The organism is Ectopseudomonas khazarica, from assembly GCF_004521985.1.
GTDB classification, from domain to species: Bacteria; Pseudomonadota; Gammaproteobacteria; order Pseudomonadales; family Pseudomonadaceae; genus Aquipseudomonas; species Aquipseudomonas khazarica.
Genome location: NZ_SBHZ01000013.1, coordinates 118,678 through 133,941 on the forward strand (window position 1 = coordinate 118,678; position 15,264 = coordinate 133,941).

The 15,264-nt window shown below is 59.4% G+C and carries 19 protein-coding genes; 17 read left to right on the plus strand and 2 right to left on the minus strand.

Translation table 11 applies throughout. From position 1 onward, the window contains the following. The 17 genes from EPK82_RS17600 (at window position 1) to EPK82_RS17680 (ending at window position 13,460) form a co-directional block, all read left to right on the plus strand. Window positions 1–1,737, plus strand: a complete 1,737-nt coding sequence (locus tag EPK82_RS17600) for an S-type pyocin domain-containing protein (protein ID WP_134677499.1) — start codon at window positions 1–3, stop codon at window positions 1,735–1,737. A 3-nt stretch (window positions 1,738–1,740) separates the two neighbouring features. After that, entirely contained in the window at window positions 1,741–1,995 is a 255-nt protein-coding gene (locus tag EPK82_RS17605; RefSeq protein WP_134677500.1) for a bacteriocin immunity protein, read from the plus strand. 107 nt (window positions 1,996–2,102) lie between these two features. After that, window positions 2,103–2,447: a phage holin family protein gene (locus EPK82_RS17610; protein ID WP_134677501.1), complete on the plus strand. Its 345-nt coding sequence runs from the start codon at window positions 2,103–2,105 to the stop codon at window positions 2,445–2,447. Continuing rightward, a complete protein-coding gene (locus EPK82_RS17615) occupies window positions 2,444–3,217 on the plus strand; it encodes a hypothetical protein (protein WP_134677502.1) in 774 nt (257 codons plus the stop codon). The genes EPK82_RS17610 and EPK82_RS17615 overlap by 4 nt, the downstream gene beginning before the upstream one ends. A gap of 161 nt (window positions 3,218–3,378) precedes the next feature. Continuing rightward, window positions 3,379–3,960, plus strand: a complete 582-nt coding sequence (locus EPK82_RS17620; protein ID WP_134677503.1) for a terminase small subunit — start codon at window positions 3,379–3,381, stop codon at window positions 3,958–3,960. Beyond that, entirely contained in the window at window positions 3,960–5,954 is a 1,995-nt protein-coding gene (locus EPK82_RS17625) for a phage terminase large subunit family protein (RefSeq protein WP_134677504.1), read from the plus strand. Before EPK82_RS17620 ends, EPK82_RS17625 begins: the two co-directional genes overlap by 1 nt. A 14-nt stretch (window positions 5,955–5,968) precedes the next feature. Further along, on the plus strand, window positions 5,969–6,187 hold the full coding sequence (locus EPK82_RS17630; protein ID WP_134677505.1) for a hypothetical protein: 219 nt from the start codon (window positions 5,969–5,971) through the stop codon (window positions 6,185–6,187). Further along, window positions 6,187–7,647, plus strand: coding sequence for a phage portal protein (locus EPK82_RS17635; RefSeq protein WP_134677506.1), 1,461 nt, complete (start codon window positions 6,187–6,189; stop codon window positions 7,645–7,647). Before EPK82_RS17630 ends, EPK82_RS17635 begins: the two co-directional genes overlap by 1 nt. Continuing rightward, window positions 7,644–8,828 (plus strand): head maturation protease, ClpP-related, encoded by a 1,185-nt coding sequence (locus tag EPK82_RS17640; protein WP_134677507.1) that lies wholly within the window; start codon window positions 7,644–7,646, stop codon window positions 8,826–8,828. The genes EPK82_RS17635 and EPK82_RS17640 overlap by 4 nt, the downstream gene beginning before the upstream one ends. Beyond that, entirely contained in the window at window positions 8,825–9,457 is a 633-nt protein-coding gene (locus tag EPK82_RS17645) for a head decoration protein (protein ID WP_134677508.1), read from the plus strand. Before EPK82_RS17640 ends, EPK82_RS17645 begins: the two co-directional genes overlap by 4 nt. A gap of 69 nt (window positions 9,458–9,526) precedes the next feature. Beyond that, window positions 9,527–10,525 (plus strand): major capsid protein, encoded by a 999-nt coding sequence (locus EPK82_RS17650; protein ID WP_134677509.1) that lies wholly within the window; start codon window positions 9,527–9,529, stop codon window positions 10,523–10,525. Window positions 10,526–10,527: 2 nt separating this feature from the next. After that, a complete protein-coding gene (locus EPK82_RS17655) occupies window positions 10,528–10,839 on the plus strand; it encodes a hypothetical protein (protein WP_134677510.1) in 312 nt (103 codons plus the stop codon). 1 nt (window position 10,840) lies between these two features. Beyond that, on the plus strand, window positions 10,841–11,284 hold the full coding sequence (locus EPK82_RS17660) for a hypothetical protein (RefSeq protein ID WP_134677511.1): 444 nt from the start codon (window positions 10,841–10,843) through the stop codon (window positions 11,282–11,284). Between the two features lie 11 nt (window positions 11,285–11,295). Then, window positions 11,296–11,487 carry a hypothetical protein gene (locus EPK82_RS17665; protein ID WP_134677512.1) on the plus strand — a complete coding sequence of 64 codons (192 nt, stop codon included), beginning with the start codon at window positions 11,296–11,298 and terminating at the stop codon, window positions 11,485–11,487. 40 nt (window positions 11,488–11,527) lie between these two features. Then, complete coding sequence (locus tag EPK82_RS17670; RefSeq protein ID WP_134677513.1) at window positions 11,528–12,280, plus strand: phage tail tube protein; 753 nt, start codon at window positions 11,528–11,530, stop codon at window positions 12,278–12,280. 262 nt (window positions 12,281–12,542) lie between these two features. Continuing rightward, window positions 12,543–13,022, plus strand: a complete 480-nt coding sequence (locus EPK82_RS17675) for a hypothetical protein (RefSeq protein WP_134677514.1) — start codon at window positions 12,543–12,545, stop codon at window positions 13,020–13,022. Beyond that, complete coding sequence (locus EPK82_RS17680) at window positions 13,023–13,460, plus strand: type II toxin-antitoxin system YafO family toxin (RefSeq protein WP_134677515.1); 438 nt, start codon at window positions 13,023–13,025, stop codon at window positions 13,458–13,460. A gap of 53 nt (window positions 13,461–13,513) precedes the next feature. Here EPK82_RS17680 and EPK82_RS17685 read toward each other — a convergent pair whose 3' ends face one another. Both EPK82_RS17685 and EPK82_RS17690 read right to left on the minus strand, forming a co-directional pair. After that, a complete protein-coding gene (locus tag EPK82_RS17685) occupies window positions 13,514–14,101 on the minus strand; it encodes a hypothetical protein (RefSeq protein ID WP_134677516.1) in 588 nt (195 codons plus the stop codon). A gap of 47 nt (window positions 14,102–14,148) precedes the next feature. Then, window positions 14,149–15,081, minus strand: a complete 933-nt coding sequence (locus EPK82_RS17690; RefSeq protein ID WP_134677517.1) for a hypothetical protein — start codon at window positions 15,079–15,081, stop codon at window positions 14,149–14,151. Between the last annotated feature and the right edge of the window lie 183 nt (window positions 15,082–15,264).

Genomic DNA, 15,264 nt, shown 5'->3' on the forward strand with positions numbered 1-15,264 from the left:
ATGCCTATTGAACTACCTCCGATGATTGTTACACCAAGGCCGCCAATTATTACTATTCCGAAGTTGCCGGAGCCGCCGCCGTATGTTGCGAAGCCCTTGCCGATTCATAATGTTGTGGATGACTTCGGTAATATTTCGATTAAGTCTTGGCATCCACAGTACTCAGTATCCGTTATTGCTGCCTTCATGAATGTTATACATAGCTTGACGGCTAGTATTAACAGTCAAGTGGCTGGCGTCTCGGGTGCGATGGATGAGCGAATCCGCTCTATGGCTATTGATAATGGCGATGCGGGAGAAACTTTGCAGTCGCTTGAGCGTGAGGTGGAAACCGTTGATTCTTTGTTGGGGAATCTGAGGCGTGAACTATCTCGACAAACCGCTTTGGTGCGTCCAGAGTTTCGTGTGTCCAATCTCGCAGACAAAACAAACGCTGTTCACGCATACAATCGTATCTCTCGGGACAGGAAATACACTTCAGGTACACCGAATCAAGCGTACAAGATTTGGAGCGCATCTTATCGCGCTCAGTCCATGGAGGCTCTGATTAATAAGGAAATTGCCTATCTTGAAGGCAAGAAGGCAGGGATCAAATCTGAAATATCTCGGATCAAGAACGATCCAGATTTCGCGTCGAAGCAGGCTGCGGCAAATACATATAGCGCAACTGTTGCAATGGGAAGTGCAACGCCATTCGTTGTAGCTCCAAGCGGTATTGCAGCTGTTGCCGGCACTGCTGAGCTGGCACTGAAGGAGGCTGTTGCACGCGCGGTTGAACGGCTTGCAGCGGCGGGTGTTGCTACTACCACAGCGACAATCGCCGTCTTCGCTGTGCTGATGGGTTATTCGCCACGTCTGGGCGATGCTTCCCGTCAAACGCTGAGTACACCTCTTACTGATATTTATCAGCCCGGCGGGGATCTGCAGGAGCTTGCATTGCAAGGGGGCGAGCTAGATGTGCCCTGGAGACTCGCATTCAAGGAACTTGGTGGATATCAGCAGATTTACATGGCCCCAACAGGGGGTGTCGTGCCGCGGGGAGTGAAAGTCCGTGCCGCTAGCTTTGATTCTGCAGCTGGCGGGTATTCTTTCCAAACCAACGATTCGCCTCCTCGCACCCTAGTGTGGACACCGATTGTCGATCCTGATGACAGTTCGACAGTCCTGCCACCTGTAGATACCGATATTCCAAACTATACAGGGCCAGTCCTTCATCCAGTTGACCCTGTGCTTGAGGTGTTCCCATCGGTTGGCGATGTGCCATTTGACGACTACGTCATTGTGTTCCCAGCCGATTCTGGGATTGAACCGATCTATATCGTGTTCCGGAATCGACGTGAAGAACGTGGTGTCGCCAAAGGATTTGGTGAGAATGTGACTGGTGCTTGGCTACCTACGGCTGGCTCTGAGATCGGTGCCGCTGTTCCATCGCAGATTGCTGATAGACTGCGAGGACGGCAGTTTGAGAGCTTTGATCGCATGCGGGAGGCCATTTGGACTGAGGTAGGGCTTGATCCTAAGCTTTCTGCCCAAGTAAGCGCTCAGCAAAAGCAACTTATGTTGCGAGGCCGATCGCCATATGCTCCTTTGGCAGAACAAGTCGGAGGGCGAGTAAAGTACGAGCTCCATCATATTGAGCCTATCGGGATTGGTGGGGCTGTTTATGATCTGGATAATATCCGTATCGTTACGCCAAAACGCCATATTGAAATTCATAGTAATAAGGAGGGGAGCTGATTTATGTTCACCAAACTTGAAGAGTTTACTGAGGCCGAGTTCCTCACTCTCGTAAAGAAAATCTGTGAGGCAGATTTCGAAACTGAAGCCGAAAATGATGAGGTGATTAAGTACTTTGTTGCTATTGCCGAGCATCCAAGTGGTACCGACCTTTTGTTCTTTCCCCCTGCAACTCGCCCCGATACTCCTGAAGGCATTGTGCAGGAGATCAAGTCGTGGCGGATTGCTAACGGCAAGCCTCTGTTCAAGAGTAGCTAGCCTGCATTAGCGCAATTACGAAAAATGGACGCACGGGGGCCTTCAATGAAGGCCCTACTTATTTCTGAGCCCGGCCAAGTGCCGGGCTTTTGTTTTCGAGGTGTGCGATGACACAAGAGCAACAGCAGGCGCTGGCCGAGTTGCCCATTTGGGTGGTGGTGGTCATCGCCATCGTCGCTGGCTTCAGCGGTGAGATGTGGCGAGCGGATAAGGCCGGGCTGCGTGGATGGGAATTGGTTTACCGCGTAGTGCTGCGGGCTGGTGCCTCGGTGGTATTCGGCCTGAGTACTCTACTGCTGATTTGGGCGGCAGGCGCTCATGTGCTGGTTGCCGCTGCCATTGGCTTCGTGGTCGCGACCATGGGCGCCGATGTCGCGAGCGGGCTGTATGAGCGCTGGCTGGCCAAGCGGGCTGGGGTGGGTGATGTTCCTCCGCCCGAGTCGGGCAAGTGAAAGGCAGCATCAACGCCCGCGACTTGGACGATGCGCTGGCGGCGTTGCAGCAGCTGGGCAGCGGGCTTGCCCCGCGTGCACTGGCCGATGCGCTGAACCATACGGCGAACCAGGCGCGCCAGGCTCTGCGGGTTGAGATGGAAAGCATCTTCAACCCAAGGCCGACGCCGTGGGTGCTGAACTCGATTCGCATCATCCACGCCAAGCCATCGGCTGACCCTGAGGCGGCGGTGTGGGTGCAGGACCAGGGCACGGGCAAGAACCCATACAGCGCCGAGGATTACCTGCTGCCGCAAGTCGAGGGCGGTGAGCGGATCACGCGCCGGTCGGAGAAGTACCTGCGTGAGTCGGGGATTCTTCCGGCCGGTCGATTCGTCGTGCCGGCTGCGGGTGCCAGGCTGGATGCCTACGGGAACATCCAGAAGGGGCACATGACGCAGATCCTGTCGGGCTTGAAGGCGATGAAGCTATCAGGCTCTGACAACGCTGCGACGGATAGCCGGCGCTCCCTGCGTAAGGGGCACGCGCGGGCGTTCTTCGTGATAAAGCGCGGCAAGACGCCGATCGGTATCGCCGAGCGCCGTGGCAAGAGCGTGGCGATGGTGCTCGCTTTCGTCCGCCAGCCGCAGTACCGCGAACGCTTCAAGTTTCATGACGTGGTGCGCCGAGTCGCTGAGAACGACGCGCAGCTCGAGGCCAACATCGACAAGGCCATCACCGACGCCTTGAACGGTCGGCTGCCCAGGCTGGCTGGTCGGCGCCGGCACTGATGCCAGTGGCGTGCCACAAACAGGCCGGGGGCCCCAGGGCCGGCGAGGTCGTCAAGGGTAATTCGAACCCCGTTCTCGCGCTAGTGGATGGCGCTGAGAGTTAGTTAACAGGGGTTAATTCGGTTAATCCCACGGGGTAATTCTGGTTAACAGGTGAATTCATGACGGTCATGACAAAGGCTGAGTTCGCGGATAGTCGCGGCTGGTCTCGGCCGTATGTATCCAAGCTGGGAAAGCAAGGGCGCCTGGTGCTGGCCGAGGGCGGCAAGGTCGACGTAGAGAAGACCCTGGCGTTGCTCAACGACACCGCCGACCCCAGCAAGGCCGGTGTCGCAGAGCACCACCACCAAGAGCGGCTTGAGAAAGGGGTGTACGCGCACATTGCGCCGAACGCTTCGCCAAGTCCGGCAGCGCCAAGCACCGCTGCCGCGCCGGACTACCAGAAGGCTCGCGCACGGCGTGAGCACGCCCTGGCCTTGCTGGCAGAGGACGAGCACCTGAAGACACGCGGGTTGCTGGTCGAACGCGCCCTGGTCGATTCCGCCGCCTTCACCGCTGCCCGCGCGCTGCGCGATCTGCTGATGGGGATTCCCCCCAAGATCGCTGGCGAGCTGGTCACCCTCACAGATCCTTGGGAGATCGAGCGCCGCCTGGTTCAGGCGTTGCGCCGAGCCCTTGAGGATGCCGACCGCCTCTTACAGATCGATGCCGAGATCGAGCAAGGAGGCAAGGAGCCGAACTAGTGGAACAGCCGTATGCCGACGGTACCGCCGCGTATTTGGCGGCATACCGCCGAGGCCTGATGCCTGATCCCGAACTGTGGATCGACGAGTGGGCCGACAAGTACCAGTACATCCCCAAGGACACTGGCGCCGCCGAGCCCGGGAAGTACCACACCGACCGTACGCCATTCGCTCGCGAGCCGATGCGCTGCCTTTCACCGGTGCATCCAGCCAAGCGCATCGTGACCATGATCGCGTCGCAGCTGATGAAGACGCAGGTCGCGCTCAATTGGATTGGCGGCTGCATACACATGGCGCCCGCCAACTTCCTTGTGCTACTGCCGACCGACAAGCTCAGCAAGCGCGTCTCCGGCCGGATCGACAAGAATATCAAGGCAGTGCCAGAACTGACCGGCCGCGTTGCCAAGTCGCGCTCGCGTGACTCGCGCAACACCCTCGACACCAAGGAGTTCGAGGGCGGGGCTCTGTACTGCGCCACGGCGGCATCGGCATCCAACCTGGCAGAGCTATCAGCTCGCTATGTCTATGGCGATGAGATCGACCGCTGGGAACTGGATGTCGACGACGACGGCGATCCCGTCAAGCAGGCCGAGGCGCGTGGCTCGACGTTTGGTCGACGCGCCAAGTTCTACTACTCCAGTTCGCCGACTATCAAGGGCGTATCGCGCATCGCCGATCTGTATGCGATGGGGGACCAGCGCCACTACTACGTGCCGTGCCCGCACTGCGGAACCATGCAGGTGCTGGAATGGGAGGGGCTGAAGTACACACCCGATTACAAGCTCGTGCAGTACCAGTGCATCACGCCTGACTGCGCGCTGATTGATGAGCACCACAAGTCGCAGATGCTCGCCGCTGGTGAATGGCGCGCCCATGCTACGGGTGATGGCGAGACTGTCAGCTTCACTATGAGTGCCCTGTACGCGCCGGCTGGTTGGGTCAGCTGGACCGATCTAGCCAAGGAGTATGACGAAGCCAAGAAGCTCCGCGATAACGGTGATCCCGGCACCATGCAAGTGTTCTACAACACTCGCCTGGCGCGGCTCTGGGATAGCGCGGAGGAGATGACCAAGGCATCCGAGCTGCGCAAGCGAGCACAAGACGAAGGTCATCTTCTCGGCCGAGTGCCCGATGGTGGTTTGATCCTCACGGCCTCTGTCGACACCCAGCACAACCGGTTGGAGTTGTTGGTGATGGCTTGGGGCGCCGGCATGGAACGTTGGGTCGTGGACTTCCAGGTGATACCGGGTGACCCGGCTGACCAGCGCACCTGGAACGAACTGGACGAGCGGCTTAAGCAGCGATATCGGCACGTGAACGGCGTCGATATGTCGATCTGCGCAACCTGTATCGACTCCGGTGGCCACCACACCGCCGAGGTCTACCAGTTCACTCGCCTGCGCCGTTGGCGGAACGTGCTTGCGGTCAAGGGTGCCAGCCGCCGTGGCTGCCCGGTGCTGGCTCAACGGCCATCCAAGGTTGATCTGACTTGGCAAGGCAAGACCGAAAAGCAAGGCGCCGAGCTGTGGATGATCGGTACCGACACCGCCAAGGACTGGATCTACAACCGCTACGAACTCCCGGCTGGCCCAGGGGCGCTGCACTTTTGCTCGGATCTGTCCGATGAGTTCTTCGACCAGTGCGTGGCCGAGCGAAAGGCCATCCGCTACGTCAAGGGCTTCAAGCGCGTTGAATGGGTCAAGGCCAAGTCGGAGCGCAACGAAGCGCTCGACCTGCTGGTGTACAACCTGGCTGCAGCAAACTTCCTGGGGCTGCATCGCTATCACGAACACCAGTGGGCCGCCTTGCGGGCTGCATTGTGCCAAGGCGACCTGCTTAATCAGCCAGCCCAGCCTGAGCGGGCCCCGGTCGCAGAGGCAGCCCCGGAGCCCAGCGCCCCGGCTGCACCAGTCTCGGCGTCGGCTCCAGTCAGCCTTCCAGCACCGCAACCAACCGCGCGCCGGGTATCCCGAAGCGCCTACCTGAAACGATGAAAAGAGGGCGCCCCATGGCAAGCGCACAGCAGCGCCTGGATGAAGTGCGGGCGGCGATCAAAGAGCTGCTCGAAAAGGGGCAGAGCATCAGCAAGGGCGACCGCCGGCTTGACCGCGCATCGCTCGCATCGCTGCGGATGCTTGAGGATCAATACGCCGCAGATGCCGCCCGCGAATCTCGCGCAGGCCAGCCACGGCAAATCCGGCTGTACAGCCGTGGCAAGGGGGCGTGATGGGCTATCGAGTACGTGCCAAACCGGTACGGCTGCAAGTGGTGAACAGCTACGAAGGCGCTGGCCAGGGTCGCCGCGCGCAGAGCTGGGACGCCCCGGACGCCGCACTGAACACTATCGCCATTCCCGCCTTGCCAGCGCTGCGCAAGCGCTCCAAGTCGGCGGTACGCAACAACCCTTGGGCCGCCAGCGGCATCAGCAAGCGGGTCAGCAGCCTGATCGGTACCGGCATCACGCCGCGTGCACAGATCAAGGATGAAGCGCTGCGCTCTGCCATCAACCAGCTCTGGAGCGACTGGACGGACGAGTCCGACGCCGACAACCTCACCGACTTCTACGGCCAGCAGGCGCTGATCGCGCGCATGGTCGAGGAGTCCGGCGAGTGCTTCGTGCGGCTGCGCTATCGGCGAGCTGAAGATGGCCTGGCGGTTCCGCTGCAGTTGCAGATCCTGCCGCCGGAGTTCGTGCCGCTGGATCGCAACTTCGTTACCCGTCGTGGCAACGTGGTTCGCGCTGGCATCGAGTTCGACCAGGTGGGGCGCCGCGTAGCGTACTGGATGTGGAAGAACCACCCCGGTGACGCCCGAGCACTGGGCACCAGCTTCAACACGCTGAACCGTATACCTGCCAGCGAGGTGCTGCACATCTTCGAGCCACTTGAAGGTGGTCAGCTGCGTGGAATCCCTCGCTTGGCGCCGGTGCTGCTGCGCCTCAAGTCGCTGGACAACTACGACGACGCGGTGCTGTTTCGGCAGGAGGTGGCCAACCTCTTTGCCGGCTTCATCACCAAGCCTCGAGGCGATGGACCGCCAGCGCTGGACCCAGCAACCGGGCAGCCATTCAAGACCGATACCGATGGCGTGCCGATGGTCGCACTCGAGCCCGGCACCATGCAGGAACTCATGGAAGGCGAGGAGGTGAAATTCTCCGAGCCGCCTTCAGCCGGTGACACCTATGTCGACTTCATGCGACAGCAGCTCATGGCGGCTGCGGCCGGTATCGAGCTGCCCTATGAACTGCTGACCGGCGACATGGCCGACATCAGCGATCGCGTGTTGCGTGTGCTGCTCAACGAGTTCCGTCGCCGCATCGAGCAACTGCAGTTCGGCGTCTACGTGTTCCAGCTCTGCCGGCCAGTTCGTGCGGCTTGGCTCGATGCTGCCTGGCTCGCTGGGGCAATTCAGCTGCCGGACTACCAGGCAAAGCGCCGCGATTACCTGCGCACGCGCTGGGTACCGCAAGGCTGGGCCTACATGCACCCCGTGCAGGACGTGCAGGGCAAGCTGTTGGAGATCAAAGGCGGCCTGGCCAGCCGCAGCGAGCACGCGCTGCGCAGTGGTTACGACGCCGAAGTGATCGACCAGGAAAACGCCGACGACAACGCCCGGGCCCAGGCGCTCGGGCTCGACTACACCACCGACACGGCCATAGCGGCTGGTGACAAAGAGGAAACCCAATGAAGAAGATGACCAACCGCCTGGCGCTGGCGGTAATGCTGGGCGGCCTGGGCATCGACGCCTTCGCCCAGCCGCGCATGCTCAACCTCGATGGTGCACCGGATCTGAACGCCGAACACTGGTACAGCATCCAGGCCGCCGGGGAGGAGGGCGGCAAGCCCATCGAGGTCTACATCTATGGCGAGATTGGCTTCTGGGGTGTCACCTCGGGGGACTTCATCCGCGACCTGAAAGAGATCGACGATGGCGTGTCGGACGTGCTGGTGCACTTCGACACCATTGGTGGCGACCTCTTCGATGGTATCGCCATCCACAACGCGTTGCGCGCCCTGGGCGAACGCTGCACCGGGCAGATCGACGGTGCGTGCTTCAGTGCCGGCAGCGTGGCTGTGTGCGGTGCGCACAAGGTGCGTATGGCCGACAACGCTATGTTCATGATCCACAACCCGTGGACGTACATGGCCGGCGACAGCAATGAACTTCGCCAGATGGCCGACATGATGGACAAGGCCTTCGAGGGCATCGTTGCCAGCTACCAGCATCGCGCGCTGAACATCGATGACGCCGAGCTGCGTCGCATGATCAACGACACCACCTGGCTTACCGCCAGCGAGGCCATGACCCATGGTTTCGTCGACGAAGTGTTTGGTGAGGTCGCACCGCTGGTGAACAACGCGGCACTGGGCAAGATCCTCAACCGCTACCGCAATGTGCCCGAAGCGGCGCTGCGCCTGGTCGGCGAAGTCGAGCAGCCGCCAAGGCCCGAGCCGGAACCCGATCCGGTCCCGAACACCCCCGAGGCCGTCGAACTGGCTGCCAAGCTGGTGGCGGACTGCGCCGAGGCGGGCCTGAGCAACTGCGTCAGCTACCTGATCAAGGCCAGCGCCCTGGCCAACCCGGATGCAGTGCAGTCGCACTTCAACCGCGCCAAGGATGTTCGCGCCGCTTGCCTGGTCGCCAAGGCGCCGGATGAGGCCCAGGCGCTGATCGAAGGCGGGCTCACCGGCGAACAGGCCAAGGCGAAGCTGTTCGAGAAGCTGGCCGCCAAGAGTGGCCAGGTGGAAATCAGCAACCTACCCCCGGTGGACGACGCCCCCCAGGCCGGCGCTCACCAGCCCCCGACGCCGAGCGAAGTCTACGCCCAGCGTCGTAAAAACACCTCGAAAGGAGGTAACAACGCATGATCAAGACTGAAGGTGTTTACACCGGTGAGTTCCTCCTCTCAGAGGCCAACGGTTCGCGCAGCCGCGAGGAGGTGGTTATCGCCGCTGGCTCCGGCATCCTCAAGGCTGGCACGCTGATCGCTCTGATCACCGCTGCCAATGCACTGACCCCGGTTGCCGATGCCGGCAATACCGGTAACGGCACCATTGGTTCGGTGACTGTTACCAGCGCGGCCATCAGCGGCGCCTATCTCCTCGCCATCTCCGAGGCGGCCGAGAACGGCGGCAAGTTCGAACTGGTCGACCCGACCGGTGCGCAGGTGGGTGAAGGGACCGTAGGCCAGGCCTTCACCGGTGGCGGCCTGACCTTCACCCTGAGCGGAGGTGCCACCGACTTCGCCGAAGGCGATGGCTTCACGCTGACTGTGCTGGCCAACCTGGGTGAGTACACGGCCTACGACGATGACGGCGCCGACGATGGTCGCCGCGCCGCCAGCGGCATCCTGTTCGCTTCGGTGGACGCCACCACCAACGACGTACGCGCTGTGGGCGTGATGCGTGACGCCGAAGTGATCGAGAGCCTGCTTACCGGCCTGGATGCCAACGGCCGCGCCGATCTGCAGGCCACCGGCATCGTCATTCGCAGCTGAACGCCAATCCCTTCGACTCAACACCCCAAGCCCCGCAGGTGCGGGGCTTCGCATTTCTAGGAGCCCATAATGGCCGAAATCACGATTTTTCAGGACGAGGCGTTCGGCGTAACCGCGCTGCTCGCCGTCATCAACGAAGAACACGTACTGCCGGGTCAGATCGCTGCCGCTGGTTTGTTCGAAGAGCAGGGCGTCGCCGGTACCACCGTGCAGATCGAAAAGGACGGTATGACCCTCGCTCTGGTCAAGGCCGCCCCACGCGGCGCCCCGGGCCAGGCGGTGACCGGCGACAAGCGCAGCATGATCCCGTTCAACACCGTCCACCTGCCGCAGACCTTCCAGATTCTGGCGGACGAGATCCAGGGCATCCGCGCTGTCGGTAGCCTCACCGAACTGATGCAGGTGCAAGCCTACGTCGCGCGCCGTATCGAGAAGGTACGCCGCCAGCTCGATCTCACCCACGAGTACCAGCGCATTGGCGCCATCAAGGGCAAGGTAGTGGATGCCGATGGCACGAGTGTCTTGTTCGACATCTTCCAGCGCTTCGACATTACCCGGCCCAAGGCTTTCAGCCTGGAGTTGGACAACCCCGATACCGACGTGTCGGCGAAGTGCGCCGAGATCCTCGACGCCCAGGACGATGTACTCGGCAACGTCACCAGCACCGGCGCGCATGCCTACTGCGGCAAAGTGCTCTGGTCCAAACTGATCGCTCACAAGAGCGTGCGAGAGGCCTATCTGAACTGGCAGGCAGCCTCGCAATTGATGGGTGATCGTCGTGTGCCGTTCGAGTTCGGCGGCATCACCTGGGAGCGTTACAAGGGCAAGATCGGCAAAACCCCGTTCGTGGCCGATGACCGCGCACATGTGGTGCCCATGGGTGTGCCGGAGCTGTTCATCAGCGCCTTCGCCCCGGCCGACTATATGGAGACGGTCAACACCGAAGGTATGCCGTATTACTCCAAGCTGGAGATGATGAAGTTCGGCAAGGGCGTGGAAGGCGAGGCGCAGTCCAACCCCCTGCACCTGTGCACCCGTCCGGCGTCCGTCCGTGAGCTGACCATCTGACCATGGCCGGCTTCGGTGACTGCATCGCCGCGCTCGACGATGCAGTGATGGACAGCCTCAGCGACGGCACCGCCACGTACCTGAGCCGCACTGGCCAGGTACTGGCGGAAGGTGTGCCGGTGATCGTCGAGAAGGACGTCGAGCGCTTTGGCGAGGGTGGGGCGGTTGATCGGGTGCGCACGCACGAAGTGCAAAAGCGCTATCTGCAACCCTTCGACCGCCAAGGCGCCTTCGTCATGGACGGCAAGACCTGGCACATCGACGGCATCGAGCGCGATGACGGCCACATGATCACCCTCTACGTGGTGCCCTGACATGACCCAACCCATCGACATGCAGTCAGCGATTTTCGCCGAGCTAAAGGCCTTGCTCGCATCGGTGCCGAACTTCGGCGCAGAGGTGATCGAGGATGACGTGCTGCGCGTGATCGATGCTGACGACGAAGGGCTGCCGTATGACCTGATCATCCTGCAGCCCGGCACGACTGAGGAAGTCGAGCGGCAGGCATCGAGCGGTGTGCGCGAGCGACTCACCGTCAACATCACCCTGATGACCCGGCGTCGCGATTACCTCGCTGCGCTGCGTGCAGGTCGCTTGGCGGTGAAGGTACAGCTCGCGGGCAAACAGCTCGGCCTCAAACAAGCGGGCGTCCAGCAGGGCGCCTTCCAACCCGAAACCCCTATGGCGCCGCGCAACGGCCGGCGCTGGGCTGCTCAGGTGATGCCGGTTCAGATCCCCTACGTGCAGCTGTTCAAGTGAGGAACACCCCCATGCCCAAGATCAACGTGGCAAAACCCTTCAACTACCAGAAGGGCGGCAAGGTGCAACACTTCGCCAAAGGCGACCAAACCGTGGACGACGACGTAGCCGAGCATGCCAAGCAGCGTGGCTATCTGGTAGGTGCTAAGGCCAAGGCCGGCGCTGCTGAGCCAGAAGCAAAGCCGGCCGCTGAGCCCAAGTAACCGCCCCTCCCGCACCCCCCACGATCATTAGGAGAGTCCCATGGCTCAGATCGACCGTTCGTTCATCGGCGAGGGCATTCCGTACGCTCGTCTCTACCAGACGCAGGACCCGCTGATCGATATCGGCAACTGCGACGCCTTCAACATCAGCTTCACCACTGACCGCCAGACGCTGCGCAACTATCGCGGCGGTGGCGGCAACCGCAACGTGCGCGAGCAGGTCACCGACGTGACCTCGACCATCGGCATGTACGACATGACCGCCACCAACCTGTCGCGCGTGACGCGCTCCACTGTCACCCCGATTGCTGCGGGTACTGTCACCGATGAGCTGCGCATCAGCGCGGGCGTCGAGGGCGAGCTGATCCCGCTCAAACACCTGCCCGACCTCACCCAGGCAGTCACCGTGAAGACTGCTGCCGATGCCGAGCTGCAGGCCGGTACTGACTACCTGCTCACCCCGCATGGGCTGATCGTCACCGCCGGCAGCAACATCGATGACACCGGCGTGAAGGTCTCCTACACCAAGCTGAAGTCCAGCGCGGTGCAGATGCTCAACGGCAGCCAGGTTGAGCTGGAAATGTTCATCGCCGGCCTCAACGATGCGCAGAGCGGCGAGCCGTACACGCTGCACCTGAAGCGTGTGAAGTTCGGCCTCCTGAGCGAGCTGCCGGTGTTTGGCCAGGAATACCTGCGCCTGGAAGGCCCGGCCGAGTTGCTGGCCGATCCGCTGGTGACCGCCACCGACCTGTCCAAGTTCTGCGAGATGAACATCGTGGAAAAGGCGGCGTGATACAGATGGCCAGGGATGGCCTTTCGTCAAGGGGTAGCACCTGGTGGCTGTCAGGCTTAGCGGCTGCTATTCAACAGATCGTTGACTAAACTGCATTTACTGATCAAAAATGGGTCAACGGTTGCCAATGCAATAGCATCGTTCGGATTCACGGCTGTCGATTTTGCAGCGCGGAGTCAAGGTGAACAATTCTTTTCGGAGCAGCTCGATGAGCTTGATGAGGAATCTCGCGCCGGCGATTCTATCGGGGGCGGTTGGGATTATGACTAGCTACACCACCGTCGCCTCGGCGGATACGGTGCGGTATGCCATCGACTATACGCAGCAGCTTTCTCAAGAAGATTTGATTGTCGCCAATAAAATCAATGCTTTCGTGAAGCAGTGTCGCAACATGGAACTGGAGACAAAGGCTGCCATAAAAGAAGCCTGTGCGATGTCTACCGCCAAGCTGGGAAGCCTGCTTTCGGACAGTGAGTACGCTGAAATGCTCGGGTACATCGAGCAGGTTCGCAGCACGGAACTAAAGTTAAAGGTAGTAGACGTTCCAGACCAGTTCGTGTTGCTCCATGCTGAGCTGCGCCGTTCGCTTGCCAAGCTCCGCTCGAGCATGGTGCTGCTGCACGACGTGACTTTACAGGCCATGAAAGCTCCCGTAATTGTACCTGGCCACGCAGATCCAGAAGCAATTCGCGCGCTAGCTGCCCATACGACGCGCCGGCTTATTGAGTTGGCGAAAGCATAAGTGGGATCTGTCACTGTCGAGTTTCACCACCTATCGTTCAAAGAGTTCTTCAGTGATCCTCTGGCTGCTTATCCGACGCTCGCTGAGGATCTGGCGCGAGATTTCAGGATCTATAAGGAGGCTGGCGTTCTTCCTAGCTACTTCGGCTGCGACGTTCCCTACCTGCAGCCTCAGCTGGCTTTCAACGTAAACCTGATGCACATTCACCTATGCCTGCCGCCCGATACGTTCCCGGCCAATCTTCCGCAACCTGATCGAAAGTGCAGGAAGGGTGCCCCCCACAAGGATGCAGCACTGATTTACGTCAGGGGTGAGCTCGAGGAGGATAAATACTGCATTCTCGGCGTGCTCTATCCGGATGCGCATGCGAAGGCGCGCGTGGACAAAACCATGCGATACCTCGCCCGGTTAGCGAAGGAGTTCAGAGATGAAAACTGAAAGCCCCGCAGATGCGGGGCTTTTTATTGGGTGGCTGAAATGGCTGCGCATACCTAGTCAGGGAGGGAGGCAATAAATGCTTCAGCCTGTCTCGTGTAATGCCAAATAGGTTCACCCTTTTTGTCAGTCTCGGGAATCAACAATTTCGCCTCGCAGAGCATTCTTATGTCGTCTGTGAGGAAATTAGGCTCTTTTATAGGAAGTTTTCCGGCTAATCCATCTAGCGGAACTAAAAATTTGAATCCGTAATGAATCTGAAGGGAGAGTTTGCTGGTTCCGGTTTTTTTAAACTGCTTCAAAATCCAGATCGCTTGATCTGAAAGAACAGCATCCGGCCGAATGCTCTTGCTCAGCTCGCCGAAACCTGAAAGGGCGGAAGTGATGGCTGCCAATGCGTCGTCGATGCGGCTCAGACTTTCGCTGAGCACCTCTTGGCTCTGATGCAGGATGGCCTTGATGCTAATCGTGGTGCCCTGATTCTGCTCGATCAGTGACTTGAGTTCGGCATGGTTGCTCTCGGCAAGCCACTGCATGAACTCGTTGAAGTCCTGGCTCTTGGCGCTGTCGCGGCCGGATTTGAATTGGCCGATAAGGCCGATGATCGAGGCTAGGGCGGCGGTGCCAGTGCTCAGCGGTTCCATTCTGTTTCTCTCAGAGAGGTTTATGAAGTTTGATTTTTGGTAAGAGGTCACCCTTGGGTTAATGCAATACAAATTCTTTCAGGTGTTTCGGATCTCCAGACGCGAAACGAGTGGTGTGTACGAAATCGCTTGTGATACCTGTCGGACGAGACTTTGAAGTTGACTATTAGATAACCATCACGCTTTAGATCGTCATCGTAAGTAAAGCCGAAGCTTTCAATTTCTTGATGATCTTTTTCCGCTCTGGATAGATAGGTGCGGATGATCTCTGATTCAATTTCTTCTTGTGTTGCGCTTCGTTTTTTGTTCTGGTTTCGTAATGCTGTTTTCTTGAAGGCTTTGTAGAGTGTTATGTAGTTATCTACTTTTGTAGATGTGGTTAGCCAGAGCATTTCGTACATAATGCTAATCGCTGCCGCGATAAGGCTGTATGCGAGAAGCTCTTGCTGGAGAGGCCTTGCACTAATTTTGGCTGCTGTAATCAATAAGCCGAAAATTGCGGCGAGCAAAATGAATAGTATGAGGTAGGTGTAGCGTTTTGTTATTAGTTTTGTGATTTCAATATGGCTGTTCCTGATGTTTTTTATTTTTAGTAATTTGTTCTTTCTTCTTGAACGCCAATGCCCTCTGAGTTTTCCTCTTGTGTGATTCATCAGATAGCTGCTGGTTGCGCTAATAAAGTGTTCTACTCGATCCCAGCGCTTGGCGAGGAATACGGAGATGATGAGTACCACCCACCAAGGGGGGTTCAAGACATATTCAGGCATGTAGATACGGGGTCCTTCCGATTTGACTAGGAGGGACTGTAGCCAAACGCCAGCACAGGCAACAAGTGTTGTTTGCTGGTGGGGGCAGGTTGTTCCTGTACCGCGGGGCTCGACGCGGGAATTGACCTCGCTGCCGAACTGGGCGCAACCCGGTAGCTGGTTGTGCCGGACTTGCCCGAGTCGCAGCGCTGGCAGTACGAACTGTAGCAGCACATCCGCGCTCACCTGGTGGCCAACAGTTGGCCGCAAGGGTTTAGCGGTCAGCAGGTGAGCGACGCGCTGGGCCAGGTCAATTATCGCGGTACGCAAATAGGTGTAGGCGATGTCTTGGCTTATTGGGCTACAAACGCATCGCCTGAGCACGGCGGGCCGGCCCTATGTCTATGTGCTGAATAC

Excerpts from the sequence above, each read along its gene's own strand:
- EPK82_RS17600 (WP_134677499.1), top strand. The coding sequence starts at position 1 with ATGCCTATTGAACTACCTCCGATGATTGTTACACCAAGGCCGCCAATT.
- EPK82_RS17605 (WP_134677500.1), top strand. The coding sequence starts at position 1,741 with ATGTTCACCAAACTTGAAGAGTTTACTGAGGCCGAGTTCCTCACTCTC.
- EPK82_RS17610 (WP_134677501.1), top strand. The coding sequence starts at position 2,103 with ATGACACAAGAGCAACAGCAGGCGCTGGCCGAGTTGCCCATTTGGGTG.
- EPK82_RS17620 (WP_134677503.1), top strand. The coding sequence starts at position 3,379 with ATGACGGTCATGACAAAGGCTGAGTTCGCGGATAGTCGCGGCTGGTCT.
- EPK82_RS17630 (WP_134677505.1), top strand. The coding sequence starts at position 5,969 with ATGGCAAGCGCACAGCAGCGCCTGGATGAAGTGCGGGCGGCGATCAAA.
- EPK82_RS17635 (WP_134677506.1), top strand. The coding sequence starts at position 6,187 with ATGGGCTATCGAGTACGTGCCAAACCGGTACGGCTGCAAGTGGTGAAC.
- EPK82_RS17640 (WP_134677507.1), top strand. The coding sequence starts at position 7,644 with ATGAAGAAGATGACCAACCGCCTGGCGCTGGCGGTAATGCTGGGCGGC.
- EPK82_RS17645 (WP_134677508.1), top strand. The coding sequence starts at position 8,825 with ATGATCAAGACTGAAGGTGTTTACACCGGTGAGTTCCTCCTCTCAGAG.
- EPK82_RS17650 (WP_134677509.1), top strand. The coding sequence starts at position 9,527 with ATGGCCGAAATCACGATTTTTCAGGACGAGGCGTTCGGCGTAACCGCG.
- EPK82_RS17655 (WP_134677510.1), top strand. The coding sequence starts at position 10,528 with ATGGCCGGCTTCGGTGACTGCATCGCCGCGCTCGACGATGCAGTGATG.
- EPK82_RS17660 (WP_134677511.1), top strand. The coding sequence starts at position 10,841 with ATGACCCAACCCATCGACATGCAGTCAGCGATTTTCGCCGAGCTAAAG.
- EPK82_RS17665 (WP_134677512.1), top strand. The coding sequence starts at position 11,296 with ATGCCCAAGATCAACGTGGCAAAACCCTTCAACTACCAGAAGGGCGGC.
- EPK82_RS17670 (WP_134677513.1), top strand. The coding sequence starts at position 11,528 with ATGGCTCAGATCGACCGTTCGTTCATCGGCGAGGGCATTCCGTACGCT.
- EPK82_RS17675 (WP_134677514.1), top strand. The coding sequence starts at position 12,543 with ATGACTAGCTACACCACCGTCGCCTCGGCGGATACGGTGCGGTATGCC.
- EPK82_RS17685 (WP_134677516.1), bottom strand. The coding sequence starts at position 14,101 with ATGGAACCGCTGAGCACTGGCACCGCCGCCCTAGCCTCGATCATCGGC.